The following is a 25,214-nucleotide window of genomic DNA, read 5'->3' as shown; positions in this document are numbered from 1 at the left end:
TGTTCTTCAAAATGTTGGTAAGACGCAGTGAAAATGAATTTCAAGCGCCTTTTTGTCCACTTTTCCAAGTGATATTCTGCCGACAGACTCTGATCTACCGGTATTGCTTTCCTCCGGGTAAGAAGGCTTTGGAATGTTCGGAATTTTTTCGCGAAAGAAAAGGCTGCAGCAGTCGATAACGATTTCGGCGCACCAGCCGGAGCAACCGACGGCCAGTCCGCGCGTGACTTCAATTGTTGTCCCGTTTTCAGCAGTCGAGCGCGCCGCTAAGGAAAACTACGTTGCTGACCTCGTGACTGCAGTCATGGATTTCGTGACTGCAATGTTTGATCAGGGCCTCTACAAAGATCACGAAATACCGCCGTCAGCGAGGCAGTTTTTTCACGCTTACCTATACGGGATGGAAGTGGCTAATGGCGGCCATAGCCAATTTATTCACAATTACCGTGATCACCTCGATAAAGTCACCTCGGATGTGCATTTGGCTTTGGCTGGAATGCGAGCAGAAAACCATTTAGCTATTTTGAAACAGATGGTTGCTTGGGTCCGGGAACATCCCAAGGAAGCGGAGGAACAGACTGGATTCGAAGGTGGCCGCGCTGATTTCCTTGATGGACTCGACGATCTTTTTTACAAGGAGGAAGACAGCGTCCCGATGCTTGCCCGCGCAGTGGGTTGGATAGCCTCCTGGCCTGAACTGGAGATTGTCGACGATGCCGAATGCCAGGAGGCCACTCTTGACATTGTGATGGCCAACCCCAGGCGCGAACCTCGATTGCGCCATCGTTCGGTGTTCCATCTGAAAGCAGTGATGACGAGCCGACTTGAAGTGGGCATCGGGCTCGCCTGTGCAGCTTTGCCGCAGCCCGAGGTTAAGCTCGGGCTCGGCAAAGGACGGAGGTTGGGCATAGATGGCGAGAAGCAGATGACATTTCCGGTCGTAACCAACGCCGGCAGGGTGCGTTTGTGCGTAGTCACGCCAACGCATGCGGCTGCATACCAGTACCTGGCTGCTGATGGTACAGAACTGCAACTCGACCTCGGACCGGTCGATAGCGTTGATGAGTTACTTGGCGAAGGTGCTCCACGTGTCGGTCTGAAGCTGTCGCATGTCGGCGCTGATTCAATAGCGACAGTCATCGAACTGGCTGATGAATACGGGGCACCAGCAGCCCTCGACCTTCTTTTGCGCAGGGCTGGAATTGATACGGCAGGAGCAGTTGCTTTGCCATCGATGCTGATTCCGAGCGAGGGAGGATCGGTCGTCAGTTGGACAGTTGCTGCTGACGGTAGACTGCTGTTTTTGGTGTCCTCACCCAACGGGAGCGCGCTCTTGAGGTCGGGCGCCGAAGATCCGCTGGCGGATGCCCATAGGCTTGAGATCGAAGAACATTTTGTGCGCGCCGAAGCCGATGGTGCCAACTGATCTGGGCTGATTGTCTCGAAATTCTGACGCCAGTGGCACAGGCATGCGAGCCGGTCGCGACCTCACGAACGCGGAGCGTTCGGCTATCCTGAGGCGACAGGCCCTTGCCCGTTCGCCCGCGCCGCCGATTGTTGCGTTGCGGCGAGGGGGGCTTTCGGCTATTGAGGCCCCACCTGAAACGGAGCCTGTTTTTAGCTGATGAGCCTTGTCGATACGGTCAAGAACGCGTTCGTACCGATCCATCGCGAAGGCTATCCCTTCATCGCGGCCTTTGGCGCGGCGACGCTTTTCCTCGGCTATTTCTCCTCGGTCCTGTTCTGGATCGGTCTGATCCTGACGGCCTGGTGCGTTTATTTCTTCCGCGATCCCGAGCGCGTCACGCCGGTCGACGACCGCTTGGTGGTCAGCCCCGCCGACGGCATCATCTCGGCGGTCGGACCCGCCGTGCCGCCGCGCGAACTCGGCCTCGGCAATGCCGAGATGACCCGCATCTCGGTGTTCATGAACGTCTTTTCCTGCCACGTGAACCGCGCCCCGGTGCGCGGCCGTATTGCGAAAATCGAACATCGGCCGGGCAAATTCCTCAACGCCGAACTCGACAAGGCCAGCACCGAGAACGAGCGCAACGGCCTGGTCATCGAAAGCCCCAACGGCACGATCGCCGCCGTCCAGATCGCCGGCCTGGTGGCGCGGCGGATCGTCTGTTGGGCCGAGGCGGGCGGCTCGATCGGCACCGGCGAGCGTTTCGGCTTGATCCGCTTCGGCTCGCGCGTCGATGTCTTCCTGCCCTTGACCGCCACGCCGCGCGTTGCCGTCGGCCAGACAGCGGTCGGCGGCGAAACCGTGCTGGCCGAATTCGGCGGTGTCGCCGGCACACCCCTCGTGCGGATTTCCTGAGCCGTGGGCACGCAGTATAAGAAGTTCGAGGCCCATGCCAGCGGCGGTCCGCGCATCCGCGAGATCCCGATGCGCATGGTGCTGCCCAACCTCGTCACCGTGCTTGCCATCTGCGCCGGTCTGTCGGGCATCCGCTTCGGCTTCGAAGGCCGCTTCGAGCCGGCCGTGGTGATGGTGCTGCTGGCCGCTTTCCTCGACGGCATTGATGGCCGCTTGGCGCGGATGCTGAAGGCAACCTCCAAATTCGGCGCCCAGATGGATTCGCTGGCCGACATCGTCAATTTCGGCGTCGCCCCGGCTTTGGTGCTTTATGCCTTCCTGCTCGACCGTGCCGGCTCGCCGGGCTGGATTGCGGCCTTGCTGTTCGCCATCGCCTGCGGGCTAAGGCTCGCCCGCTTCAACGTGCTCGACGACGAGAAGGCCGACCGCCCGATATGGCAGTCCGAATATTTCGTCGGCGTGCCGGCGCCGGCTGGTGCTGTGCTGGTGATGCTGCCGCTCTATCTCTATTTCCTGCGCACAGGGCTGGAGCCCAGTCGTCCAGCGGCCTTCGTCGCCACCGGCTTTACCATACTGGTCGCCTTCCTGCTGGTCAGCCGGCTGCCGGTCTATTCCGGCAAGAGCCTGAAAATCCCGGGCGACAGGGTGTTGCCGATCATCCTGGGTGTCGTGCTCTACGTACTGCTGCTGATGACCTACCCCTGGTACACGCTGACCGCTTCGGTTGCCGGCTACCTGATCTTCCTGCCGTTCAGTGTGCGCGCCTATTCGAAACGCGCCAAGCTGGAGGGCGAGAAGGTACCGCCTTCGGATATAGGTTAGAAGGTCGGCGGAAGTGCTTGATCCGACTCAGGCCGCGACGCCGAGCCCCAGCCTGTCGATCGCCAGCTTTCGGGTCGAGACATAGTCGGTCTTGCCCGAACCCAGCACCGGGATTTCCTCGACCTTGACGATGTCGTTGGGCACCATCAGTTCGGCGGCGCCCGCTTGTTTGCCGAATCTGCGCAACTCGTCGGGATTGGCGTCGTCGGCGGTGGTGACCAGCACAATGCGCTCGCCGCGCCTCTTGTCCGGCACCGCTACCGCCGCATGGCGTTCTTCCGGCCACAACGACTGCACCAGCATCTCGACAGCACCCAGCGACACCATCTCGCCGGCGATCTTGGCGAAGCGCTTGGCGCGGCCGCGAATGGTGATGAAGCCTTCGCGGTCGACAGCGACGATGTCGCCGGTGTCGTGCCAGCCCGTCAGCGGCTGCAATTCACCGGGGCGGTCCGATGTCATATAGCCCATCATCAGGTTCGGTCCGTCGAGCCACAATTGGCCGGCATCGGAAATGCCTTCGATCGGCTCAAGCTTCATGCGCATGGCCGGCAGCAGCCGCCCGACGGTACCGTCGCGGCCATGGATTGCCGTGTTGACGGCAACCACCGGTGCCGCCTCTGTCAGCCCGAACCCTTCGATGATCTCGGCCTGGAAGCGTTCGCGATAGACGCGGCGGGTTTCCGGCTTCACCGCCTCGGCGCCGGCAACGACGAAGCGCAGGCTGGAAAAATCGCCGTCCTTGGCGGTACGCGCATAGTTGGCGAGGAACGTGTCGGTGCCGAACATAATGGTCGGTTTCACCTTGCGCGCAACCTCGGGGATGATCTTGTAGTGCAGCGGCGAGGGGTAGAGGAACAGTTTTACCCCGGTGACCAGCGGCAGGATGGTGCCGCCCGTCAGGCCGAACGAATGGAACACCGGCAGCACGTTGAGCAGGATGTCGGCGGGCGAGATGGTGATGCGCGCCTCAGCCTGCATGGCGTTGGCGTAAAGGTTCTTGTGCGACAGCACGACTGCCTTCGGCGTGCCTTCCGAGCCCGAGGTGAACAGGATCACCGCCGGCTTGGCCGCGTCCTGTCGCTGCAGCGGCCAGCGCCACAGCAAGGCGGCGGCAAGCTTGTCCAGCGCGGTGACGCTCTCCCGCACATCCTCGAGCCAGAGAAGCCTGGCGCCGCCCTTTTCGACCGCCGCGACGATATCGGCAAGGTCGGCCTTCTCGACGAACGCGCGGGACGAAATCACGGTCCTTATCACCGCCGTGCGCACGGCCGCGGTGACGCTCGCCGGCCCGGCCGTGTAGTTGATCATCGCCGCCACCCGGCCGGCCGACAGAAGGCCGGTGAGCGACAGCACGACGCCATTGGCATTGGGCAGCATCACGCCGACTGCCTCGCCCGGAGCCGTTACCGCCTCGAAGCGCCTGCCCAGGACGCGGGCGCCGATGAACAGCTTGCGGTAGCTCAGCGCGCCGGAGATCACGTCCTCGATGATGATATGCGAAGCGCCGACGCGGTCGGCGGCATCGCGCATGGCCAGGAACAGGCCACGATCGAGGTTGGTGCCGAAGAGCCGCGCCTCGGCGACACGGTCGAACAGCGCGTTGGTGTTCGAGGCCTGCTCGGGGTTGCGCGCCACCAGCTCAGTGATGGTCATCGGCTCCAGCACGCTGATCGACAGTTGCGGAAACCAGTGTCGTGGCGCCTTGTCCCCAGGCGTCAGCGACACCGGCAGGCTGCGCGCGCCGCCGACGAAGATCGGCACGATTTTGGCATCGGCCTGCATGGCGATGCGGGTGACGGCACGAAACAACCGAAACGTCTTGACGTCGGGCTCGACTGCATCCGGCAGATAGACAGCGAGCCGGCCCTTGCCCTTCAGCACCCGCACCAGCCGGCGGCTGACGAAGACATGTTCGGCGTTGAAGGCGATGGTACGGCCAAGCTCGCGCCAAGGTTCGAGCCACGGCGAGCGCGCCGAGACCTCATCGAGAATATGCAGCGTGTCTTCCGGCAGCAGCGACAGCATCAGCGCCGGCTCGAAGCGCGATTGATGAGAGATGACGTAGATGACTGGGGCCTGCGCCTTGCGGGCGATCCTGATGCGGCTGTCTCCGATCCGGTAGGCAAGCTTGAACGGGACATAGAGCAGCGCCTGGGTGAAGCGTAGGCCGAGGCGGAATTTTTCCGCCACGCCAATCAGGAGCCAGGCCAGAACAAGACCCGCAAGCAGCGCCAGTGTCAGGATCATGCCGCGTCTCTCCCAACGTTTTTAGCATCTCGGCTCTTTGCGGCCGTGTCGGCCAGAACCTAGACGATGTGGGAGCAAGGTCAATGCGGAGCTTTTGCTTCCCTTGGTGCGGGAAGCTGCTTCTCACGCCGCCTGCAGCCGTCCACTGATGAAACGAAATTCCTGCGTCTTGCCGCCATAGCCGTAAGCGGCTGCCGGCACTTCATGCACGAAGGCGTAGCTCTCCTCGTGCACGCCGCCCAGCAGACGGCCGAAGGCTGCGAAGATCGCCTTCAGATAGGCCTCCAGCTCAAGCTTGGTGTTGGTGCCGTCGACCACCTTGATATCAAGCCAGAACGTGTTGGTGCCGTGCTCGGCCAGCGACTTGCCGCCGGCGAACCAGTGCTGCGGATCGACATAGGACACGGCAACTGCCGTGATCGTCGGGTCCTTGCGCAGCTGCGTCGCGGTGATTTCTGTGGCCTCCTTTGCGATGCGAGCGGAAAGCGCCGCGTCAGGTTTGCCGGTGACGCTGATGTTGATGATAGGCATTCTTCTTCTCCTTGGCTTGAGCGGCGTCCGATCGCCGTTGAAACAACCATGCCACCACCTTTTAGTCAAAAAAATCGAATTGTTTTTAACCCATACTTCGATATTGTCGAAGTATGGAAACACTGGATCCCGATCTGCTCCGAACCTTCCTTGCTTTCGTCGACAGCGGCTCGCTGGCCCGGGCGGCTGCAAGCATTGGCCGCTCGCCCTCGGCGGTGACCGCCCAGATGCAGCGGCTGGAGGAAATCGTCGGCGAGCCGCTGCTGGCGGCGCAAGGGCGAGGACGTGGTCTGACGCCGGCGGGTGAGGATCTCGTCGGCCACGCCAAGCGCATTCTTGCCGCCCATCGCGAGGCTTGGCTGGCGCTGAAGGGCGCCCGCGCTGCCGGGCGCGTTGCCATCGGCACGACGCAGGATTTTGCCGACAGCGGCCTGCCGGATCTGCTGCGTGCTTTCGCCGGCAGCCATCCGCGCGTCAGGATCGAACTGCGGGTCGGCCGTTCCGCCGAGTTGGCGCAGGCGCTGCAGTCTGGCGGCCTCGATCTGGCGATCGTCATGCGCCAGACGGCAGCGCCGGACGAAGTCGGCGTGCTGCGCGAGCCGATGATATGGCTATGCTCACAAAAGGGGCTGGCCACGCGGCAGGAGGAACTGCCGCTGGCGCTGCTCGATCCATATTGCGGTTTTCGCGAAGCGGCACTTGCCGCACTCGATGCCGCCGGCCGCCGCTACCGCATTGCTGCCGGCAGCGCCAGTCTGGCCGGCCTGCGCACAGCCGTGAACGCCGGTGTCGCACTGACGCTGCGAACGGCTCGCTTTGCCCATTCCGGGATTGTCGAGGCGCCGCGCCAGCTTGGCCTGCCGCAGGTGCCTTTGGCTGAGTTCGCCATCCGGCTGCGCGCCGGTGCCGATGGATCGGCAGCCGATCTGGCGACCCTGCTCAGCGCCAACCTTGCCTTGTCGGGCTGAATGCCCAACGAACCCGACCTTGCGGTCCCAAGTGGCAAAGAAAACCGACCTTACGGTCGGCAAGCGGCAAAGAAAAAGCCGACCTTACGGTCGGCTTGGAGTAGGACGGGCCGAGGGGTTTGGGGGGACTTGGGGATGGCCCGTCGCAGCAATAATGCCTGACCCGGATGATGGTTCCATGACTGTCTCACTTTTTTAAGAAATATTTGACGCCATGCGTTGCGAGCGCGCCATCAGCCAATCCCGCCCCGCATGGGCGAACACTGCGGTGAGCACGACGGCGCCGCCGATCATGCTGGCGGCTGGTGCAATCTCGCCCAGGAACAGGAAGGCAAACAGGATCGCGAACGGCACTTCGGCCGAACCGAGAAGCCCGGATTCGGCCGGCGGGATGAGTCGTGCGCCCTCCGTCCACAGGATCGAGGACAGCGCGAAGGACGCGCCGAAAGTGGTGAGCAGAACGGCATCTCTCGGCGAAACCGCCAGCGGATCGGTGACGAACCAACCGAGCACGAACAACAGGAATGCCGACACCGCACCGGCCCACACCACGGGCGTGTCGCGGAAGGCGCGAACCATGATCATGTAAAGGCCGCTGCCGATGGTCATCAGCAGTGCCAGTCCGTCGCCGAACAGATTGCCGGTGCCGAAGCCGGACCAGACCATGATCGCCACGCCGCACAGCGACACTGCGGCGGCGCCCATCGTCTGCAACCGGAAGGGTTCGCGCGTCAGAACCCAGGCCAGCAGCGCCGTGACGAAAGGTGCTGTGGCATAGATGACAGCGACATTGGCGACGAAGGTGAACTTGAACGCCGAGATGAAAGCGATGCTGGCCAGCGCGCCTTCCACCGCCAGCAGCCAGCCGCGCCAGCCAAGCCGCAGGGTCTCACGCCCACCGGAACGGTGACGCCGCCACAGCACATAGAAGCTGATCAGGATCGCGCCGACAAAGCCGCGCCAGCAGATGATGGTCAACGGGTCGGCGTGGATTGATTTCGTCAGCACGCCCGTCAGGCCGAAGACGGCGGCTGAGGACGACACCAGGATGATGCCGAGTGTCCGCTCCGCGGCGGTGTCGGTGGCGGCTGCAATCTCAGTCATGCCGCCAGCCTACGCCGCTTGGTCCTGACATCGTAGCGTCAGCAATCATGGCCATGCACATCATAGCCGTTTGCGGAAATGCTCGGTGCCGACGATCAGCAGGCCGGCGGCGACGATCAGCGCAGCGCCCAGGAAAACTTCGCGGCGCGGCACGTCGCCCCAGATCGCAAAGCCGAGTGCGAATGCCCACAATAGCGAGGTGTATTCCAGCGGCGCGAGAACCGAGGCCGGCGTGCGCTTCATGCCTTCGAAGAGAAGATACTGCGCCAGGCCGCCGAGTGCGCCGACGCTGGCAAGCAGCAGCAGCTGGGTCCAGTCGGGTGTCCGCCACCAAAGCAACGCCGGCACCGCCGAAAACAGCAGGAAATAGAAATTGTTGAGCAGGAGCTGGATCATCGAGCGCTCGGCAAGGGCGGTCCTGCGCAAGAGCACGATGGCGATGCCCCACAAGAAGGCGGCCGCCAGCACCAGCAGCACCGGCACGGACAGGCCGAGATGGGTCGGATCGCAAGCGATGAACACGCCGGCAAAGCCGATCAGCACCGCCAGCCAGCGCAGCATCGGCACTTTTTCGCCGAGCAGGAACACCGAAAGCACGGTGACGATGATCGGGGCCGCGTAATAAACGGTGGTCAGTTCGGCGAGCTGCAGGCTGCGCGCGGCGTTGTAGTAGCAGAGCCACGCAGCAAGCGTGAAGGCACTGCGCACCAGCATCGGCCGCACGATCGGCGAGCGCATCGTGTCGGCAAACAGCTGTCGTCCGCCGATCGCCGCGCACGCGCCCAGAATGGTGATGCTGCGGAAGAACATGATCTGCCAGACGCTCATGCCGACGACCAGCAGCTTGATCGAAGCATCCTGTGTCGAAAACAGCAGATAGGCCGCACCGGTCAGCAGGATGCCTGCAAGAACCCGCTCGCGTGTTTCGAGAATGGCGATATCGGCCATAAGGCGCGTGGGACCAAATTTGCCGGAGCGGCAGAAATGCTGTGAGGAGTGACACAAGGGAGCCGTGAATTCAACTCCCTTGGTACCAAGCTATACGGGCGAAAACCCCTGCGGCGCTACGCCAGCCCGGTGCTTATATTGGGGCACGGGTCTTTGCCGAACTGCACTGTCGCCAAGCCTACTGCGTCGCCTGGTAAAGTTCCGAAGCGGCTTCTTTCAGCGCGCGCCGGCCGTCGGACCTGAAATACATCATGTGCCCGCCCTCGACGACATCGAGACGGATGGGCTTGGCATTGGCGAGCGACGGGATCTGGCTCACCAGGTAGCGCGAGGCGAGGTAAGGTGTCACCAGGTCGGTGTAGCCGTTGACGATCACGACGCCGAGCGAAGGGTTCAGCGAGCGTGCGCGCTGCAGATCGTCCATCACCCCGGCATAGCCTTGCCGCGAGGCGCCGGTCCCGTAATCCCAATTGTGGCTGATTTCGCCATTGAGCAGCCGATAGCTGACATCGGTGCGAAAATGCAGTTCGTCGCTGATATAGCCGACGAACGCCGACGTCAGCGCCGGCACGCTGCGGTCGAGCACCGGATCCGGGCCGGCGATGCGGGCGCTCTCGGGCGCGATGTCGGCCGTGCCGATCGTGGCGTCATAGGGGCTGAGCACCTTGCCGCTGGCGCGGGCGAACTCCCTTGCGAACAGGCCGGTGGGGATGCGGGCGGAGTTCCGCTGCACCAGGTCGAGCGGCAGGCCGGTGATGTCAGCCACGCGTTGGCTGGCCAGCCGCCTGCCTTGCTCCAGTCCGCTGGTGATTGCCGTTAGGTAATCGCCCATCGCATAATGTTCGACGTCTGCCAGCTTCTCCCGCAACGCGTCGCCGCTGACGCCTTCGGCGCGCAGGCGCACCGCAGCCAGTGAAGGCAGTTCGAGCGCCCAATGCAGCGGCTCGAATTCGTCGGGCTGCACCAGCGTGAACTCCAGCGCCGGGGAGATCAGCACGATGCCGTTCGGACTGATGCCGATATCTTCCTGCAACGTCCTGGAGAGCAGCGCTGCGCGGAACCCGCCATAGCTTTCGCCGGCGAGGAACAGCGGCGACCCGGTGCGGCCGTTCTGCGCGAGATAGAGCCGGATGAAGGCGCCTATCGAGCCGGCATCCTGGTTGACGCCCCAGAAGTCGCGCGTGTCCTGACCCGGTGCCTCGCGGCTATAGCCGGTTCCCACCGGATCGACGAAGACGAGATCGGTCATGTCGAGCCAGCTGTCCGGATTGTCGATCAGTCTTTGCGGTGACGGCAGGAATTCGCCGTCGGCTCCCGTCGCGATTATCCGTGGACCGAGTGCGCCGATATGCAGATAGGCGGACGCTGCTCCAGGGCCGCCGTTGAACACGAAGGTGATCGGCCGCTGCTGGTCTTTGGCCCCGCTTGCCGGCGGCTCCAGTGTGTAGGCGACGTAGAAGATCTCCGCCGTGACGTCGCCCTTGCCCGATAGCAGCGACAGGGTCGCCGCCTTTGCCTGGTAATCCAGCTTGCGCCCGGCCAGCGTGATCGAATGGTTGGTGGTCTGCGGCGGCGGCAGCAGGGATAGCACGCCGCCCGAGGGCGCCGGCCGCTCCGCCGTTTCAGCCAGGACGGGCTGCGCCAGGACGGCGAGCATCGGCAGGATAAGGCAGATCAGTTTCAATTTGACCGGCATGATGGCTCCGCGACAACGACTCCCGCATAGGTATGGCCGAGAGGGTCGAAGTCAAAGGAAATGGCTGATTTGAACTTGCAACGGCTTGCGCTAGAGCCGGATGATTTCAGGTCGATCGACCTGAAATCTGAATCCGGCTCTAAATCAAACAGATGGAGCATGATGCCGTCCGAAAACCGCTTCACACTTTTCGGCATCATGCCTAGTATGAATTGGAATGCAGTCGAACCTTTCCCTCGATCAGTTTGGGCGCTGGAGCGGCGGTGTCGCCGCTGCGGCCGTTGCCGTGACTCCCGAAGAGTTGTCGGCTCGCTTCACGGCAGCGGCGAGCGAGTTGCTTGGCTCCGACCGCGCCTATGTCGGCTTTTACCGTCGCGACATCACATCCCTGACCATCGACGATGCCGGTCCCGATCGCTGGAACCGCGACTACGATGCACGACTGTATCGCCAGGATCCCTTCTTCCAGAGGTTCGCCAGCACAAGGCAGGATTTCCTGTTGCCGCTGTCGGCACTCCGCAATGGCGACTTCCAGCGCACTCCCTACTATCGCGAATTCTTCGGCCCTTCCGACAGTTTCGACGAGATCACCGGCGTGTTCAATCTCGACCGGCTGACCGCTGGCTATGTCACTTTTCTCAGGCGAAACGGGGCAGAACCATTTGGCGAGCAGGATCTGGCGACGGCTTGCGCGGCAAGCAGCGCGACAAGGCTCATTTTGGAAAGATTGCTCCATCTGTGCCGCTTCCGGCACAAGGGCGCCGCAATCGGTGACGCTCGCTCGCGGCTGAGCAGGCGCGAGACCGAGATTGCACGACATCTGGTCGATGGTGGCAACGCCAAGACGATTTCGCGATGCCTCGCCATCTCGCCCGGGACCGTCCGCAACCACATCAAGCAGATCTATCGCAAGCTCGGTGTGCACTCCCAGGTCGAGTTGCTGGCGGCCATCCGCGAAGCCGCTTGAGCCTGACGGCTTCCGCCCGGCTCTGTCTTTTTGCTTTGACGCAATTCCCAAGGGAAAGCGCTACGCGCTTTTCCCGGGAAAACCGCTGCGCACTTTTTCTGGAATTGCTCTATTGTCCCGTCACGATGCGCGTCCACATGCGGTTTTGGGATCGCAGCAGCTTTGGGTCGTTGTTGTCCACCACGAACAGTTTGGCCTTCACGGCATCAGGCGGAAAGACGCCGGGGTCGCTGGCTATGGCCTTGTCCATCAGCGGCAGGGACTCCGGTATCGCATTGGCGTAGGAGACATAGCTGGAATTGGCCGCGGCGATATCGGGCCGCAGATTGAAGTTGATCCAGGCCTGGGCGTTGTCGGGATGCGGCGCATCTTTCGGTACCGCCATCGTATCGAAGTTGATGAGCGTGCCTTCTTTGGGGATGGAATAGGCGATCTCCAGCTTCTTCACGGATTCCGCCGCACGGGTCCTTGCCTGGAGTATGTCGCCCGACCAGCCCAACACCACACAGATGTCACCGTTGGCGAGGTCGTTGATGTATTTCGACGAATGGAAATAGCGGATGTAGGGCCGCACCTTGACCAGCAGGTCCTCGACCTTGGCGAGGTCGTCGGGACTGGTCGATTTGGGGTTGATGTGAAGGTAGTTCATCGCCATCGGGATGACTTCAGCCGGCGCATCGATGATAGCTACACCGCAATCGGACAGCTTCTTGACCACATCGACGTCGAAGACCATGGCGAAGGAATCTGTCGGCCCGTCCGGCAGCCGCTGCTTCACCGCAGCGACGTTGTAGCCAATGCCGTCGGTGACCGCCATATAGGGCACTGCATGCAGGTTCTGCGGGTCGGCGCCGGCGATCAGCGCGAGGGCTTGCGGATCGATCTTCGAGTGGTTGGCAAGCTTCGATTTGTCGAGTTCCAGGAAAGCCCCTGCTTTCACCTGGTTCTTGAGGAACGGATAGGCTGAAGGGTAGACCACGTCATATCCGGAGCCGCCGGTGAGCAGCTTGGTCTCAAGCACCTCGTTGCCGTCATAGACGTCGTAACGAACCTTGATTCCCGTTTCCTTCTCGAATTTCTCGGCCGTGTCCGGCGCGATGTAGTCGGACCAGTTGTAGACGTTGACGATCTTTTCCTCGTCCGCCGAAGCCGCATTTGCGCAGACGCCGCAGGCAAGCAGGGTTGAGAAGATCAGAGCGCGCATGAATGTCCTCCGTTTTCGCTATGTGTTCTCGGCATGCTCCGTCCCTCAACGTCGTTGCGGGGCATAGACCGGCAAGGTGATGCAGGCGACATTGCCGCCGCCCAGCAGGATCTCTCGCGAGTTTTCGATGCCGACTATTCGGTGGTCGGGAAACAGCTCGGCCAGCGTCCGCTTGGCCTTCACATCGAGATCGCAGCCGAACTGCGGCACCACCACGACGCTGTTGCCCGGATAGTAGTTGATGTAGCTCGCCGCGATCCGGTTTCCGGCCGGTCGCGCCCAGGTCGAATCCAGCCGGTCCACGCTGTCGCTTTCTTCCGGCGTCATCTCGATCGGCAAGGGGTGGGGCAGCCGGTGAACTTCCAGCGCGCGGCCCTTCGCATCACGAGCCGAACGCAACACCGCCTCGGCTTCGCGCACGATCTCATATTGTGGGTCGTCCCGATTGTCGGTCCAGCTCAGCACGACCACGCCGGGGCGCACGAAGCAGCAGACGTCGTCGACATGGCCGTCGGTCTCGTCGAAGGCAAAGCCGCGTGGCAGCCAGATGACGGTGTCGACACCGAGATAGTCGCCAAGCTGGCGCTCCACCTCGGCCTTGCCGAGATGAGCGTTGCGATTTCGGTTGAGCAGGCATTGCTCCGTCGTGATGAGCGTGCCCTGACCGTCGCACTGCAACCCGCCACCCTCGGCGATCAGAGGTGCGCGGTAGCGATCCATGTTCTCGATTTCGAGCACTTTTTGCGCCGCAAGGTCATCCAGGTCCCATGGCGAATAGAGGCCGCCGTCAAAACCGCCATAGGCGTTGAAGATCCAATCGACGCCACGCACGTCGCCTTGATCGTTGACGACGAAGTTGGGACCGCTGTCGCGCAGCCAGGAATCATTGGTGGACATCTCCACGACACGCACATGGCCAGGCAATCGCGCTCGGGCATTCTGCCACTGGCGAGCAGAAGCCGCCACCGTCACCGGCTCGCTTTGCGCGATCGCCGCGGCGACATCGGCGAACAGTTTTTGCGCGGGCTTGGCGCCGAGGCGCCAGGTGTCCGGCCGCTCCGGCCAGATCATCCAGCAGCCTGACTTGGGTTCGAATTCGCCGGGCGCGCGAAACCCATCCTGTTTCGGCCTTGTCGAGAGGGTTCGAGGCATCGGGGACCGCCGGGAATGGAGTGATGACTTGCCCGGATCAGACGTTTTTGGGACCTTGTCCGTCAATGTCCCATTTGGGATATCGGTGTAGGCGGCTGGCACCTGTTGCGGAATGGCATTGCCTTCCCAAGGTGATCGGCGCAAATCTTGACCGGACGGCGCATGCCGGTGACGCAAGCAGTCGACGAAAGGGGAAAGCGGATGGATGCGACCGAACTGAAGGCCATGCAGGCGCCGCTGAAGCAGGCCTATCGTGACGACGCTTCGCAGGCCATGATCACGCTTCGCGCCAAGGGCTCGATCGACGACCAGTCGGTTGCCTGCAAGGTGGAGACGGGCAGGGCGCTCGCCATCGCCGGCCTGCATCCGGCAACAGGCGGCTCAGGCCTTGAGCTCTGCTCGGGCGACATGCTGCTGGAGGCGTTGGTCGCCTGCGCTGGGGTGACGCTGAAGGCGGTGGCGACGGCGCTCGAGTTCAAACTCGGCGCCGCCACGGTGGAGGCTGAAGGCGATCTCGATTTTCGCGGCACGCTCGGTGTCGCCAAGGATGCGCCGGTCGGCTTTCGCGCCATCCGGCTCAATTTCAACCTCGACACCGATGAGCCGCAGGAGCGGATAGACTCGCTGCTGAAGCTGACCGAGCGTTATTGCGTGGTATTCCAGACCATCAGCCAAAAGCCGGCACTGACGGTCAGCGCACGCCGCTGACGCCTACTGTGCTGACGGTTCTTCGGCGTCACCCTCGTCGGTGAAGGGCGAGGCGCTCGGCACGCATTGCACCGACCAGCCGGCCGGTGTCGGCTGCTTCTGATATTCGGTGATGGCGGCGGTGCATTGTTCGCGCTTGTCGAAGGTGCTGGGCAGCACGACCATGCCGCCTTGCGGACCCGCGATTACCAGATACCAGACCAACGCTGCTGCGGTCGTAGCCATGGGGATTTCCTCGTTCTGCCAGTTGGGCGCTTGTTGTGGGAGTCGCTGGAACCCTACCAACTCCATGGAAATGACGAAAGCATGACCGCCGCACAGCTTCCCGCCGCCAAATCACAGCCGCGTGATGTGACGGCGGGTTTCCCAGCCCGATTTCGAAGCGCAATCGGCTCAGTTGGTGGCAAAACAATAGAACAAGCCATCGCCCCCGGTGCCCTTCAGCGCCTCTTGGCTGCAGCCGCCGCGCGAGGCGTGCGAGGAATTCCAGGATTTGGCGGCTGCCGAATCGTCGAGGCCGGTACGGTCGTGATGGCCCATCATCGCGGCGCCTTCCGCCCCGCTCATCGTCCAGTCGCCGCAGGTCTGGTCGGCGATCTTGGTGCCGTCAGGCTTGGAGCCGGTCAGCACGTCGTGGCGGTTCGGCGTGTCGCCGCGGCCGTTGACCACTTCGCCTTTCTCGTTGAGCGCCGTCTGCTTGGTGATGCCGTTGGCATCGCTGTGCAATGAGGCGACGTCGTCAGCGATCTTGACGCCCTTGGCGTTCACCCACGGCCCCTTGCCGATGCGGTCGCGGGCGTCAGTGTCGCTGGTCGACAGATAGGCAGCCCAACTCTTGCCGGTGACACCGGCGGCTTTCGCCAGCGATGCGCAATGCGCGTCGGCGCCCTTGAGGCCGCCGAGGTCGGCACCCTTGCCGGAACCGACACTGGTGACGAAGAAGCTCATCTTGGCATCTTGCGAGTAAGCGGCGCCCGCGGCTGCGATCAGGATGGCCGCGGTGGCGAGAAGCAGTTTGCGCATGGTGGTTCCTCCGGTTTGGGCTTCGACTACGTCGAAGAAACGTTTCCGGAGGCCTGTTTAATCCCTACGCATGTCGCTTAAAAGTGCGCAGCGGTTTTTGGGAAACCGACATGCGTCAAAAAAAAGGCTCAACTTTTATTCCGGCTGCCTATAGGCGACGAAGCGATTGTGCTTGGCCTGGAAGATCAATCCGGTCTCTTTCAGGTCCGGGCTGGCCAGCGGCACGATGCGTTTGGCGATCTCGGAGGGATGCGGCAACGTCTCGGGATCTTCGCCCGGCACTGCCTGGGCCCGCATGGCGGTGCGGGTGGCGCCGGGGTCAGCGGCGTTCACCCTGAGCGGCAGGCTCTGCGTCTCATGCGCCCAGGAGCGCATCATCGTCTCCACCGCGGCCTTGGATGCCGCGTAGGGTGCCCAGAAGGCGCGCGCCGAGTGCGCGGCGTTGGAAGACAGGATGATCGCGCGGCCAGCATCGGAGAGCCGCAGCAGAGGGTCGACCGAGCGGATCAGCCGCCAGGTCGAGGTGACGTTGATGGTCATCACCTTCTCGAAGGTTTTTGCTTCGACATGACCGATCGGCGAGATGACGCCGAGCACGCCGGCATTGGCGACGAGAATGTCGAGCTTGCCCCAGCGTTCGTGGATGGCGCCGCCCAGGCGGTCGATGCCGGCCATGTCGGCGAGGTCGAGCGGCACCAGTGTCGCCTGGCCGCCGGCCGCCTTGATCTGGTCGTCGAGCTCTTCCAGCCCGCCGACAGTACGAGCCACCGCAATGACATGCGCGCCGGCGGCAGCCAATTCCTTGGCAATGAAATAGCCGATGCCGCGCGAGGCGCCGGTGACGACCGCAACGCGGCCGGAAAGGTCGAGGGTCATGCGATGGATTCCGGGAATTGACTAACGCTGATGGCGGTCCGGCCTACGTCCCGCTTGTCGCCAGCAGCGACAGCGTGCGCACATTGTCGTGGCCTTCGAAGTCGAGCAGGCGGGTCGGGTACTGGCCGGTGAAGCAGGCATCGCAGAATTGCGGCTGGTCGTTGTCGCGGCTGGCCTCGCCGACCGCGCGGTAGAGCCCGTCAATGGTGAGGAAGCCAAGCGAATCGACGCGAATGAACTCGGCCATCTCCTCGATCGACATGCGCGACGCCAGGAGCTTCGATTTCTCCGGCGTGTCGACACCGTAGAAGCAGGAGGCGCGTGTCGGCGGTGAGGCGATGCGCATATGCACCTCCTTGGCGCCGGCGTCGCGCACCATCTGCACGATCTTCTGGCTGGTGGTGCCGCGCACGATGCTGTCGTCGACCAGAACCACGCGCTTGCCTTCGATCATGCGCCGGTTGGCATTGTGCTTCAGCTTGACGCCCATATGGCGGATCGAATCGCCCGGCTGGATGAAGGTGCGGCCGACATAATGATTGCGGATGATGCCGAGCTCGAAGGGAATGCCGGCCGCCTGGCTGAAGCCGATCGCCGCCGGCGTGCCCGAATCCGGCACCGGCACGACGATGTCGGCCTCGACCGGGCTTTCGACCGCCAGCTCGGCGCCGATACGCTTGCGCACCTCATAGACGTTGCGGCCTTCGACCGAGGAATCCGGCCGCGCGAAATAGACATATTCGAAGATGCAGAAGCGGGTCTTCTGCGGCTCGAAGGGGAACAGGCTCTCGATGCCCTTGGACGTGACGACGACCATCTCGCCGGGCTTCAGGTCGCGCACGAAACGCGCACCGATGATGTCGAGCGCGCAGGTTTCGGAGGCCAGGATCCAGGCGCCGTCGAGATCGCCCAGCACCAGCGGCCGGATGCCGAGCGGATCGCGGCAGCCGATCATCTTCTTGGCCGTCATCGCCACCAGGGAAAAAGCGCCCTCGACCTGCCGCACCGCATCGATGAAACGCGAGTTCAAATCGCGCTCCTTGCTGGTGGCGACGAGGTGCAAAAGCGTCTCGGTATCGGAGGTGGAGGAGAAGATCGCGCCTTGCTTCTGCAGCGCGCGCTGCACGGTCATGGCGTTGGTCAGATTGCCGTTGTGGGCGACGGCGAAACCGCCATCGGCCAATTCGGCGAAAAAGGGCTGGATGTTGCGCATGCCGGCGCCACCCGTGGTGGCGTAGCGCGTATGGCCAATGGCGCGGTTGCCTTGCAGGCTGTCGATGACGCGCTGCTTGGTGAAGGTGTCGCCGATCAGGCCGACATGGCGTTCGACATGGAACTGGCTGCCGTCATAGGAAACGATGCCGGCCGCTTCCTGGCCGCGATGCTGCAGCGCATGCAGGCCCAATGTAACGATGGCCGCAGCGTCCTGCCGGCCGAAAATGCCGAACACACCGCATTCGTCGTGGAAATGGTCGTCGGCCTCGGCGGAAAGCACGTCGTCTGCGTCTGCCATCTTAAGCTCCGCTAAAATCGCCATATAATGCGGGTTCGCGCCGAAAGCAACGCGGGCCGTGCGGTCGTTCACACCATCGTCAGATCCTGACGCCGTTTTTCGGCGTCAGTTTGCCGGTGCCGCCGGTGCCGGAGCGGCCGGGGCGTTGTTCGCCGGTGGTGTTGCGTCATTGTCGTCAGGCGCCGGCGCGTTGGTATCGTCGCCGCCCGCCGGAGCATCCGCGGCCGGTGCGTCCGGAGCAGCTGGCGTCTCGGCGGCCGGCTGATTCGGATTGAGCTTCTTGAGGATCGCGTTTTCCGGATCCTCGGGCAGCAGGCTTTCGAGCTTGGCGCCGATTTGTTCGAGCAGCGGCCGCGATTTGGCCTCGGTGACCCAGGCTGGTGCCTTGGCGCCGGCCAGCCAGTTGAAGAACAGCAGGGCGACGGCAACGACCAGGATGCCGCGCGCGGCGCCGTAAAGGAAACCGAGCGTACGATCGAGCGCGCCGATCCGGGAATCGATGATCCAGTCGGCGAGCTTCATGGTGATGACCGAGACGACGATCAGCGCGATGATGAAAACCACGCCGGCGGCGGCCGCCATGGCGACCTTTTCATTCTCAATGTAGGGAGCGAGGTAAGGCACGACCGGCTTGTAGAAGAAGAACGCCGCCGCTGCCGCCGCTGCCCAGGAGACGACGGACAGGACTTCGCGCGAGAAGCCGCGAACCATGGCGAGCATCGCCGAAACCAGAGTGAAGCCGACGAGAATTCCGTCAAGCAGCGTAATCGGCATGTCTTTCGCCCCACTCCATGAGCCGCATTATAGCGCCGAACATCGGGCTCTGGGTCCGATGCTCTAGTCTTCTTCGTCCACGCGGCTTCGGCGTGAGCCGGCTATGCGTGCCACGAGGTCGGCAAGCTCGGTCGGCTGGAAAGAACCGGCCCCGATCCCCCCGGCCAGTTCCCCGCTGCCCGAGGGCAGAACCGCGCTTCCAAAACCCAGCTTTTCGGCTTCCTTGAGGCGCTGTTGCGCATGCGCAACCGGCCTCACGGCGCCCGAAAGGCTGATTTCGCCGAAATAGACGCAATCGGCGGGAAGGGCAAGACCGGTGAGCGAGGAAACCAGGGCGGCCGCCACTGCGAGATCTGCCGCGGGCTCCGAAATCCGGTAGCCGCCGGCGACATTGAGATAGACATCATGGCTGCCGAATCGCACCCCGCAATGGGCTTCGAGAACCGCCAGGATCATCGACAGCCGGGCGCCGTCCCAGCCGACGACGGCGCGGCGCGGCGTGCCGAGCGAGGAGGGTGCGACCAGTGCCTGGATCTCGACCAGCACCGGCCTTGTCCCCTCCATGCCGGCGAAAACCGCCGCCCCCGGCGATTTGGCATGGCGTTCGCCAAGAAAAAGCTCGGACGGATTGGCGACCTCGCGCAGGCCCTTGTCCGACATTTCGAAGACGCCGATCTCGTCGGTCGGTCCAAAACGGTTCTTCACCGTGCGCAGGATGCGGTAGTGGTGGCCGCCTTCGCCTTCGAAGTAGAGCACGGCGTCAACCATGTGCTCGACGACGCGCGGCCCGGCGATCTGGCCTTCCTTGGTGACATGGCCGACCAGTACGATCGCCGCACCCGTGGATTTCGCATAGCGGATCATCGCCTGGGCGGCAGCGCGCACCTGGGTGACGGTTCCGGGTGCCGAATCGGCAAGGTCGGTCCACAGCGTCTGGATCGAATCCAGGATGACGAGATCAGGCCGCTTGCCGTCGGCGATCGTCGCCAGGATGTCCTCGACATTGGTCTCCGCAGCCAGTTCCACCGGAGAAGTGGCGACGCCAAGCCGCTGTGCCCGCAGCCTGATCTGCGCGACCGCCTCTTCGCCCGAGACATAGACGATGCGGTGGCCTTTTGATGCCAGCGCCGCGGCCGCCTGGGTGAGCAGCGTCGACTTGCCGATGCCGGGATCGCCGCCGACCAGCAGCGCCGAGCCGCGCACGAAACCGCCGCCGGTGGCGCGATCGAGTTCGCCAATGCCCGAGATGATGCGTGGCGCGTCCTCGATATCGCCGGACAGCGTGGTCAGCACCACGGCGCGTCCCTTGCGGGCGTTGCGCGTGTTGGCTGGTCCTGAGCCGATGCCGCCGGACGTGCCTTCCTCGACCAGCGTGTTCCACTCGCCGCAGGCATCGCATTTGCCGGCCCAGCGCTGATGCACCGATCCGCAACTTTGGCAGATGAATTGGACGCGCGACTTGGCCATCAGATGGAAGCCACGCCGTGACAGGCTGGCGGGGCAGCGCCCCCCTCTGGCCTGCCGGCCATCTCCCCCTCCAGGGGGGAGATTTGCAGCTTCAGCGCTTGCGCCTTCTTTTCAACGCCAAAAATTGGCGAAAGCGTCGATGCCATCCGATCTCCCCCCTTGAGGGGGAGATGTCCGGCAGGACAGAGGGGGGCGCCAAGGAATGGGACCTGTCTCAATAGGTCACTCGAACCTTTCCGGCAGATGATGCTCCTCGGCGAGGTCGGAGAAGCGGGTGAACTCGCCCTGGAAGGCAAGGCTGACGGTGCCGGTCGGTCCATGGCGCTGCTTGGCTATGATCACTTCGGCCTTGCCCTGGACCTCGATCATCTTCGTCTCCCAGGCGAGATGCTCGGGCGTGCCTTTCTCCGGCTCCTTGTTCTTGATGTAATATTCCTCGCGGTACACGAACAGCACGACGTCGGCGTCCTGCTCGATCGAGCCCGATTCGCGCAGGTCGGACAGCTGCGGATGTTTGTCGTCGCGGCTTTCGACCTGACGCGAGAGCTGTGAGAGCGCGATGATCGGCACGCCCAACTCCTTGCCGAGCGCCTTCAGTCCGGTGGTGATCTCGGTGATTTCCTGGACGCGGTTCTGCGACGCCTTGGCAGATGAACCCTGCATCAGCTGGATATAGTCGATGACCATCAGGTCCAGCCCGCGCTGGCGCTTGAGGCGGCGGGCGCGCGCCGCGAGCTGGGCGATCGAGATACCACCCGTCTGGTCGATGTAGAGCGGGCGCTTGTGGTTCTCCTGCGTGTAGGCGACAAGCTTGCCGAAATCGGCTTCCGTCAAATCGCCGCGCCGGATTTTCGACGATGGAATCTCGGTCTGCTCGGAGATGATGCGGGTGGCCAGCTGCTCCGACGACATTTCAAGCGAGAAGAAGCCGACGACGCCGCCATTGGCCGCCTTGACGGAGCCGTCGGCCTGTTGGGCGGGCTCATAGGCGGCAGCGATGTTGTAGGCGATGTTGGTGGCCAGCGACGTCTTGCCCATGCCTGGGCGGCCGGCGATGATGATCAAATCCGAAGGCTGCAGACCACCCATGCGATGGTCGAGATCGCGCAGGCCGGTGGCAATGCCGGACAGGTGGCCATCGCGCATATAGGCCGCGCTGGCCATGTCGACGGCATTCTTCAACGCATCGGAAAAGCTTTCGAAACCGCCATCGTAGCGGCCGTTTTCGGCCAGTTCGAACAGCCGCCGCTCGGCATCCTCGATCTGTTCGCCGGGTGCCATGTCGACCGGCGCGTCATAGGCGATGTTGACCATGTCTTCGCCGACGGTGATCAGCGCGCGGCGCGTCGCAAGGTCATAGATGGCGCGGCCATAGTCGGTGGCGTTGACGACGGTCACAGCCTCGACCGCCAGCCGCACGACATATTGCGCCATCGTCATGTCGCCAACCTTCTCGTCGGCTGGCAGGAAGGTTTTCAGCGTAATCGGCGTCGCCACCTTGCCCATACGGATGAACTCGGACGCCACCTCATAGATCTTGCGGTGCAGCGGCTCGTAGAAATGGCTGGCCTTGAGGAAGTCAGAGACGCGGTAGAAGGCGTCGTTGTTGACGAGGATGGCGCCGAGCAACGCCTGCTCAGCCTCGATGTTGTTTGGCGCTTCACGATAAAGCGGTGTTTCCGCGACGCCGAATTTTCGCGCTGCCTCTGCCATGATATCCCCGATTTCAATCCCGGCCTTTCGATATCAGAACGTGATGAGTCGGTGCTGACCTTTCTGCATCACTACCCAACCAAAGAACCTTGATGCCCGTTGTTCACAGGAACAACCAATCGTCCACAGGAGAGTATTCGCGTGCCCCGATTCCAGTTGACTCGACAGGGCGCGGATCTCTATCTGACTCGTCGGAACAAAGCAAGAACAATGGCACTCTTCATTTTGCGATGTTGTCCAGCCTGTCGCCCCAGTCCAGTCGCCGGGCCAACTTGAAGTCGGCGCCGTCGCGCTTGGTGAACAAGCGCTCGGTGGCGGTGCCGTCGTCCTGGCAAAGCTTGAGCAGAACCTTGCCGGAGCCGGATTTCGGTGGCGCAAGAACTCGTGCCTGGTGTGATGTGGGGCCGTCGCGAGAAGCCGCGACGTAGATGAATTTCTCGTCTTCCCACGGCACGTCGGCATCCTTGGCCAGCCGATGCAGGCGCGAGCGGGCGACGCGGCGGGAAAAATGGCACCAGTCGGGCTGGACCAGCGGGCAGGGCGCCTGATGCGCGCAAGGCGCAAGCACATGTGCGCCCGCCTCGATCAGCTGCCGGCGCACGGCAAGGATGCGCTGCCAGCCGGCGGGGGTGCCGGGCTCGACGATCAGGAGCGTGTCGCCAGTGAGTTGCCAGAGCCGGTGGATGAGTTTCGGCTGCGATGCCGGCGCGATTTCATCGAGCACATAAGCGCACGTGACCAGATCGGCCGGCTCGATGTCAGCAAGGTCGATGGTGGCATCACCGGCCAGCCATCTGGTCTGGGCGGCAATAGTGTTGCCGGCAAGCGTCTCGCCGATCTTACGCACGGCGGCACTGGCTTCGAACAACACCGCCTGTTCGAGATCGGGCCACAGATCGGTCGCGGCCCAAAGCACCGTGCCAGGGCCGGCGCCGACATCGAGCAAGGTCCTGGGCTGAAAGGCAGGCTTGGCGTCGCTCAGCGCGTCGAGGCTGGCACGGATCGCGGCATAGGTCGCCGGCAGCCGCGTCGCCAGATAGGCCTTCACCGCCAGATCCTCGGCCATGTGCAGACGGCCGTCGCGCAACTCGGCGCGGTAGCGGTCGGACAGCGTCTTTGCCGCTTGCTTGAGTACCGCCAGCGGAACGTTTTCGAGCAGACGCTCGACACCTTGGCGAAGGGAGGCAGGCAACTCCATCTCAAGCGCCCCGCGGGATGAGAAGGATCACCGAAGCACCGGCAATGCAGAGCGCGGCACCGGCAAGATCCCAGCGGTCGGGGCGAACGCCTTCAACCAGCCACAGCCAGCCAAGCGACGCCACGATGTAGATGCCGCCATAGGCGGCGTAGGCGCGACCGGCGGCTGACGTGTGGACCAGCGCCAGCAGGAAGCCGAACAGGGCAAGCGAGGCGAGGCCGGGAAGAAGCCAAAGCGGCGACTTCTCCAGCCGCCACCAGGCCCAGAATGAAAAGCAGCCGGCGATCTCGGCCAGAGCGGCGGCGGCATAGAGGACAAAGGTCATGAAAAAGGTCCCGCGACGGTCACGGGACCTTTTTCAGTGCAGGCGCCGACAATGGCAAGCGGCAATGCTATTCCTGGTCGGCAACCTTGCGGCGGCGAGCCGGCTTGGCGGCCGGGCTCTTTTTGACGGGAGCCGTTTCACGATGCCCCATATCGCGCATCTCGAGCGCCTTTTCACACTTGGCCATGTAGTCGCGTGTCATCGGCAGCGTATCGTTCTTCTTGGCGATCTGGATCTGGAAGATCACCAGATCCTGCCAGCGGAATGCGGCTTCCGAGGCCGCCAGATAGAATTCCCACATGCGGCAGAAGCGCTCGTCATAGATCGCCTTGGCCTTGTCGCGATTGGCGGCGAAGCGCTCGCCCCAGTGCTTCAGCGTGTCGGCATAGTGGAGCCGCAGGATCTCGACGTCGGTGACGACCAGGCCCGACTTCTCGATCGCAGGCATCACTTCCGACAGCGACGGGATGTAGCCGCCCGGGAAGATGTATTTGCGGATGAAGGCGCTGGTCGCCCACGGCACGCCGGAACGGCCGATCGTGTGCAACAGCATGACGCCATCCGGCTTGAGCAGCGTCGCGCTCTTGTCGAAGAAGGTGCGATAGTGGTTGACGCCGACATGCTCGAACATACCGACCGAGACGATGCGATCGAAACGCTCATTGAGTTCGCGGTAGTCCTTCAGCTCGAAATGCACGCGGCTTTCCAGCCCTTGCGCATGCGCCCGGTCGGTGGCGACGCCATGCTGCTCGGTCGACAGCGTGACGCCTTGCACGTCGACGTCGAACGCCTTGGCGAGATAGAGGCCAAGCCCGCCCCAGCCGGAGCCGATGTCGAGCACCGTCTGGCCGGCCTTCAGCCGGAGCTTGGCGGCGATGTGGCGTTTCTTGGCGGCCTGCGCCTCGTCGAGCGTCATGTCCGGCTGCTCGAAATAGGCGCAGGAATATTGCATGTCCTCGTCGAGGAAGAGTCGGTAGAGATCGCCCGACAGATCGTAGTGGCGCTGCACGTTGCGCCGCGAGCGCGAGGCGGTGTTGATCTGCTGCAGCCGGCGGAAGGCGTGGCGCAGGCCTTCGATGGCCTTCGACCAGGTGGCGTCGATGCCGCCGCTGCCCATGTTCTGGAAGGCGATGCGCATCACGCCCAGCACGCCGCCCTCGAGAATGTCGAGTTCGCCGTCCATGTAGGCTTCAGGCACCGCCAGCATCGGATCGAAGGTGATGGCGCGCTCGGCATGCGCGGTCTTGATGTGCATGTGCACCGGTTCGCCGCTGCCGTCGCCGAAAACCACCGCCGTGCCCTTGGGGCCGGTTACCCTAAGATTGCCGGTGCGCACCAAGCGGTCGAGAACGCGCTTCAACAGAATATTCATGACCAAATGTCCCCTCTCGGCCAGACAGGCTGCCTTGGCGCGTGACCGCGAAAATCGGGATCGATTTCGCCGGAGATCTTGCGCCGAACCAAAGTTGCACAGCGTGCTTTGCGCGGCCAAAGGACGCGCGACGCCATAGTCTGCAACAATATATAGGGGTTCGAAAAGTTCCATTTGGCACAAAAATGCCCGGGCGCGAGGCCCGGGCATTGGTCCAGCATGGCTGGATGACGGCAAAGTGATCGGAGCTTGGCGTCAAGTCGTGATCAGCCCATGGCTC

At 63.1% G+C, this 25,214-nt stretch carries 24 protein-coding genes; 6 read left to right on the top strand and 18 right to left on the bottom strand.

What is annotated here, in order from left to right:
* Window positions 1–133: 133 nt before the first annotated feature.
* The 3 genes from LB519_RS28490 (at window position 134) to LB519_RS28480 (ending at window position 3,145) form a co-directional block, all read left to right on the top strand.
* Window positions 134–1,426: a DUF4375 domain-containing protein gene (locus LB519_RS28490; protein WP_224621696.1), complete on the top strand. Its 1,293-nt coding sequence runs from the start codon at window positions 134–136 to the stop codon at window positions 1,424–1,426.
* A gap of 198 nt (window positions 1,427–1,624) precedes the next feature.
* A complete protein-coding gene (locus LB519_RS28485) occupies window positions 1,625–2,323 on the top strand; it encodes a phosphatidylserine decarboxylase (RefSeq protein ID WP_224621694.1) in 699 nt (232 codons plus the stop codon).
* 3 nt (window positions 2,324–2,326) lie between these two features.
* Window positions 2,327–3,145: a CDP-alcohol phosphatidyltransferase family protein gene (locus tag LB519_RS28480; protein WP_013532542.1), complete on the top strand. Its 819-nt coding sequence runs from the start codon at window positions 2,327–2,329 to the stop codon at window positions 3,143–3,145.
* A gap of 27 nt (window positions 3,146–3,172) precedes the next feature.
* Here LB519_RS28480 and LB519_RS28475 read toward each other — a convergent pair whose 3' ends face one another.
* Both LB519_RS28475 and LB519_RS28470 read right to left on the bottom strand, forming a co-directional pair.
* Complete coding sequence (locus LB519_RS28475) at window positions 3,173–5,395, bottom strand: AMP-binding protein (RefSeq protein ID WP_064993130.1); 2,223 nt, start codon at window positions 5,393–5,395, stop codon at window positions 3,173–3,175.
* 123 nt (window positions 5,396–5,518) lie between these two features.
* Entirely contained in the window at window positions 5,519–5,926 is a 408-nt protein-coding gene (locus LB519_RS28470; protein ID WP_013532540.1) for a tautomerase family protein, read from the bottom strand.
* A 113-nt stretch (window positions 5,927–6,039) separates the two neighbouring features.
* Here LB519_RS28470 and LB519_RS28465 point away from each other — a divergent pair, with 113 nt between their 5' ends.
* A complete protein-coding gene (locus LB519_RS28465) occupies window positions 6,040–6,894 on the top strand; it encodes a LysR substrate-binding domain-containing protein (protein WP_224621693.1) in 855 nt (284 codons plus the stop codon).
* A gap of 195 nt (window positions 6,895–7,089) precedes the next feature.
* On the opposite strand, the gene LB519_RS28460 is transcribed toward LB519_RS28465, so the two are convergent.
* The 3 genes from LB519_RS28460 to LB519_RS28450 form a co-directional block, all read right to left on the bottom strand.
* Complete coding sequence (locus LB519_RS28460) at window positions 7,090–7,998, bottom strand: DMT family transporter (RefSeq protein ID WP_224621692.1); 909 nt, start codon at window positions 7,996–7,998, stop codon at window positions 7,090–7,092.
* A gap of 60 nt (window positions 7,999–8,058) precedes the next feature.
* Window positions 8,059–8,946, bottom strand: a complete 888-nt coding sequence (locus LB519_RS28455; RefSeq protein WP_013532537.1) for a DMT family transporter — start codon at window positions 8,944–8,946, stop codon at window positions 8,059–8,061.
* 178 nt (window positions 8,947–9,124) lie between these two features.
* Window positions 9,125–10,642, bottom strand: a complete 1,518-nt coding sequence (locus tag LB519_RS28450) for a S10 family peptidase (protein WP_127369405.1) — start codon at window positions 10,640–10,642, stop codon at window positions 9,125–9,127.
* A 217-nt stretch (window positions 10,643–10,859) separates the two neighbouring features.
* On the opposite strand from LB519_RS28450, the gene LB519_RS28445 reads away from it, so the two are divergent.
* The gene (locus LB519_RS28445; protein ID WP_013532535.1) at window positions 10,860–11,609 is read left to right on the top strand and encodes a helix-turn-helix transcriptional regulator; all 750 of its coding nucleotides are present in this window, start codon (window positions 10,860–10,862) and stop codon (window positions 11,607–11,609) included.
* A 109-nt stretch (window positions 11,610–11,718) separates the two neighbouring features.
* On the opposite strand, the gene LB519_RS28440 is transcribed toward LB519_RS28445, so the two are convergent.
* A complete protein-coding gene (locus tag LB519_RS28440) occupies window positions 11,719–12,813 on the bottom strand; it encodes a polyamine ABC transporter substrate-binding protein (protein ID WP_013532534.1) in 1,095 nt (364 codons plus the stop codon).
* A 45-nt stretch (window positions 12,814–12,858) separates the two neighbouring features.
* Entirely contained in the window at window positions 12,859–13,965 is a 1,107-nt protein-coding gene (gene aguA, locus LB519_RS28435; protein WP_013532533.1) for an agmatine deiminase, read from the bottom strand.
* A gap of 201 nt (window positions 13,966–14,166) precedes the next feature.
* On the opposite strand from aguA, the gene LB519_RS28430 reads away from it, so the two are divergent.
* Window positions 14,167–14,673 carry an OsmC family protein gene (locus LB519_RS28430; protein ID WP_224621691.1) on the top strand — a complete coding sequence of 169 codons (507 nt, stop codon included), beginning with the start codon at window positions 14,167–14,169 and terminating at the stop codon, window positions 14,671–14,673.
* 3 nt (window positions 14,674–14,676) lie between these two features.
* Here LB519_RS28430 and LB519_RS28425 read toward each other — a convergent pair whose 3' ends face one another.
* The 11 genes from LB519_RS28425 to LB519_RS28375 all read right to left on the bottom strand — a co-directional run bounded on the left by LB519_RS28425 (window position 14,677) and on the right by LB519_RS28375 (window position 24,934).
* A complete protein-coding gene (locus LB519_RS28425) occupies window positions 14,677–14,898 on the bottom strand; it encodes a hypothetical protein (RefSeq protein ID WP_013532531.1) in 222 nt (73 codons plus the stop codon).
* A 168-nt stretch (window positions 14,899–15,066) separates the two neighbouring features.
* Entirely contained in the window at window positions 15,067–15,696 is a 630-nt protein-coding gene (locus LB519_RS28420; RefSeq protein WP_224621690.1) for a hypothetical protein, read from the bottom strand.
* Between the two features lie 135 nt (window positions 15,697–15,831).
* A complete protein-coding gene (locus LB519_RS28415) occupies window positions 15,832–16,572 on the bottom strand; it encodes an SDR family NAD(P)-dependent oxidoreductase (RefSeq protein ID WP_013532529.1) in 741 nt (246 codons plus the stop codon).
* Between the two features lie 43 nt (window positions 16,573–16,615).
* Complete coding sequence (gene purF, locus LB519_RS28410; protein ID WP_013532528.1) at window positions 16,616–18,085, bottom strand: amidophosphoribosyltransferase; 1,470 nt, start codon at window positions 18,083–18,085, stop codon at window positions 16,616–16,618.
* Window positions 18,086–18,190: 105 nt separating this feature from the next.
* Window positions 18,191–18,859 carry a CvpA family protein gene (locus tag LB519_RS28405; RefSeq protein ID WP_063171789.1) on the bottom strand — a complete coding sequence of 223 codons (669 nt, stop codon included), beginning with the start codon at window positions 18,857–18,859 and terminating at the stop codon, window positions 18,191–18,193.
* Between the two features lie 63 nt (window positions 18,860–18,922).
* Window positions 18,923–20,326 carry a DNA repair protein RadA gene (radA, locus tag LB519_RS28400; RefSeq protein ID WP_064993137.1) on the bottom strand — a complete coding sequence of 468 codons (1,404 nt, stop codon included), beginning with the start codon at window positions 20,324–20,326 and terminating at the stop codon, window positions 18,923–18,925.
* On the bottom strand, window positions 20,326–20,472 hold the full coding sequence (locus LB519_RS28395) for a hypothetical protein (RefSeq protein ID WP_224621689.1): 147 nt from the start codon (window positions 20,470–20,472) through the stop codon (window positions 20,326–20,328). The genes radA and LB519_RS28395 overlap by 1 nt, the downstream gene beginning before the upstream one ends.
* Before the next feature lie 76 nt (window positions 20,473–20,548).
* Window positions 20,549–22,039, bottom strand: a complete 1,491-nt coding sequence (locus LB519_RS28390; RefSeq protein ID WP_013532525.1) for a replicative DNA helicase — start codon at window positions 22,037–22,039, stop codon at window positions 20,549–20,551.
* 220 nt (window positions 22,040–22,259) lie between these two features.
* Window positions 22,260–23,237 (bottom strand): small ribosomal subunit Rsm22 family protein, encoded by a 978-nt coding sequence (locus LB519_RS28385; RefSeq protein WP_224621688.1) that lies wholly within the window; start codon window positions 23,235–23,237, stop codon window positions 22,260–22,262.
* Between the two features lies 1 nt (window position 23,238).
* Window positions 23,239–23,562, bottom strand: coding sequence for a YnfA family protein (locus LB519_RS28380; protein WP_224621687.1), 324 nt, complete (start codon window positions 23,560–23,562; stop codon window positions 23,239–23,241).
* A 67-nt stretch (window positions 23,563–23,629) separates the two neighbouring features.
* Window positions 23,630–24,934, bottom strand: coding sequence for an SAM-dependent methyltransferase (locus LB519_RS28375; protein ID WP_024504321.1), 1,305 nt, complete (start codon window positions 24,932–24,934; stop codon window positions 23,630–23,632).
* Window positions 24,935–25,214 lie beyond the last annotated feature (280 nt).

This window comes from Mesorhizobium sp. AD1-1 (assembly GCF_020164655.1).
In the GTDB taxonomy this organism is placed as follows: domain Bacteria; phylum Pseudomonadota; class Alphaproteobacteria; order Rhizobiales; family Rhizobiaceae; genus Mesorhizobium; species Mesorhizobium ciceri.
The sequence above is the reverse complement of the archived record's forward strand: the minus strand, read 5'-3'. Positions and strand labels throughout refer to the sequence as shown.

Coding starts and splice junctions, on each gene's coding strand:
- LB519_RS28430 (WP_224621691.1), top strand. CDS start 14,167: ATGGATGCGACCGAACTGAAGGCCATGCAGGCGCCGCTGAAGCAGGCC.
- LB519_RS28490 (WP_224621696.1), top strand. CDS start 134: ATGTTCGGAATTTTTTCGCGAAAGAAAAGGCTGCAGCAGTCGATAACG.
- LB519_RS28385 (WP_224621688.1), bottom strand. CDS start 23,237: ATGGAGTTGCCTGCCTCCCTTCGCCAAGGTGTCGAGCGTCTGCTCGAA.
- LB519_RS28375 (WP_024504321.1), bottom strand. CDS start 24,934: ATGAATATTCTGTTGAAGCGCGTTCTCGACCGCTTGGTGCGCACCGGC.
- LB519_RS28470 (WP_013532540.1), bottom strand. CDS start 5,926: ATGCCTATCATCAACATCAGCGTCACCGGCAAACCTGACGCGGCGCTT.
- purF (WP_013532528.1), bottom strand. CDS start 18,085: ATGGCAGACGCAGACGACGTGCTTTCCGCCGAGGCCGACGACCATTTC.
- LB519_RS28425 (WP_013532531.1), bottom strand. CDS start 14,898: ATGGCTACGACCGCAGCAGCGTTGGTCTGGTATCTGGTAATCGCGGGT.
- LB519_RS28450 (WP_127369405.1), bottom strand. CDS start 10,642: ATGCCGGTCAAATTGAAACTGATCTGCCTTATCCTGCCGATGCTCGCC.
- LB519_RS28415 (WP_013532529.1), bottom strand. CDS start 16,572: ATGACCCTCGACCTTTCCGGCCGCGTTGCGGTCGTCACCGGCGCCTCG.
- LB519_RS28395 (WP_224621689.1), bottom strand. CDS start 20,472: ATGGCATCGACGCTTTCGCCAATTTTTGGCGTTGAAAAGAAGGCGCAA.
- LB519_RS28465 (WP_224621693.1), top strand. CDS start 6,040: ATGGAAACACTGGATCCCGATCTGCTCCGAACCTTCCTTGCTTTCGTC.
- LB519_RS28390 (WP_013532525.1), bottom strand. CDS start 22,039: ATGGCAGAGGCAGCGCGAAAATTCGGCGTCGCGGAAACACCGCTTTAT.
- LB519_RS28455 (WP_013532537.1), bottom strand. CDS start 8,946: ATGGCCGATATCGCCATTCTCGAAACACGCGAGCGGGTTCTTGCAGGC.
- LB519_RS28475 (WP_064993130.1), bottom strand. CDS start 5,395: ATGATCCTGACACTGGCGCTGCTTGCGGGTCTTGTTCTGGCCTGGCTC.
- LB519_RS28445 (WP_013532535.1), top strand. CDS start 10,860: ATGCAGTCGAACCTTTCCCTCGATCAGTTTGGGCGCTGGAGCGGCGGT.
- aguA (WP_013532533.1), bottom strand. CDS start 13,965: ATGCCTCGAACCCTCTCGACAAGGCCGAAACAGGATGGGTTTCGCGCG.
- LB519_RS28440 (WP_013532534.1), bottom strand. CDS start 12,813: ATGCGCGCTCTGATCTTCTCAACCCTGCTTGCCTGCGGCGTCTGCGCA.
- LB519_RS28380 (WP_224621687.1), bottom strand. CDS start 23,562: ATGACCTTTGTCCTCTATGCCGCCGCCGCTCTGGCCGAGATCGCCGGC.
- LB519_RS28485 (WP_224621694.1), top strand. CDS start 1,625: ATGAGCCTTGTCGATACGGTCAAGAACGCGTTCGTACCGATCCATCGC.
- LB519_RS28405 (WP_063171789.1), bottom strand. CDS start 18,859: ATGCCGATTACGCTGCTTGACGGAATTCTCGTCGGCTTCACTCTGGTT.
- radA (WP_064993137.1), bottom strand. CDS start 20,326: ATGGCCAAGTCGCGCGTCCAATTCATCTGCCAAAGTTGCGGATCGGTG.
- LB519_RS28460 (WP_224621692.1), bottom strand. CDS start 7,998: ATGACTGAGATTGCAGCCGCCACCGACACCGCCGCGGAGCGGACACTC.
- LB519_RS28420 (WP_224621690.1), bottom strand. CDS start 15,696: ATGCGCAAACTGCTTCTCGCCACCGCGGCCATCCTGATCGCAGCCGCG.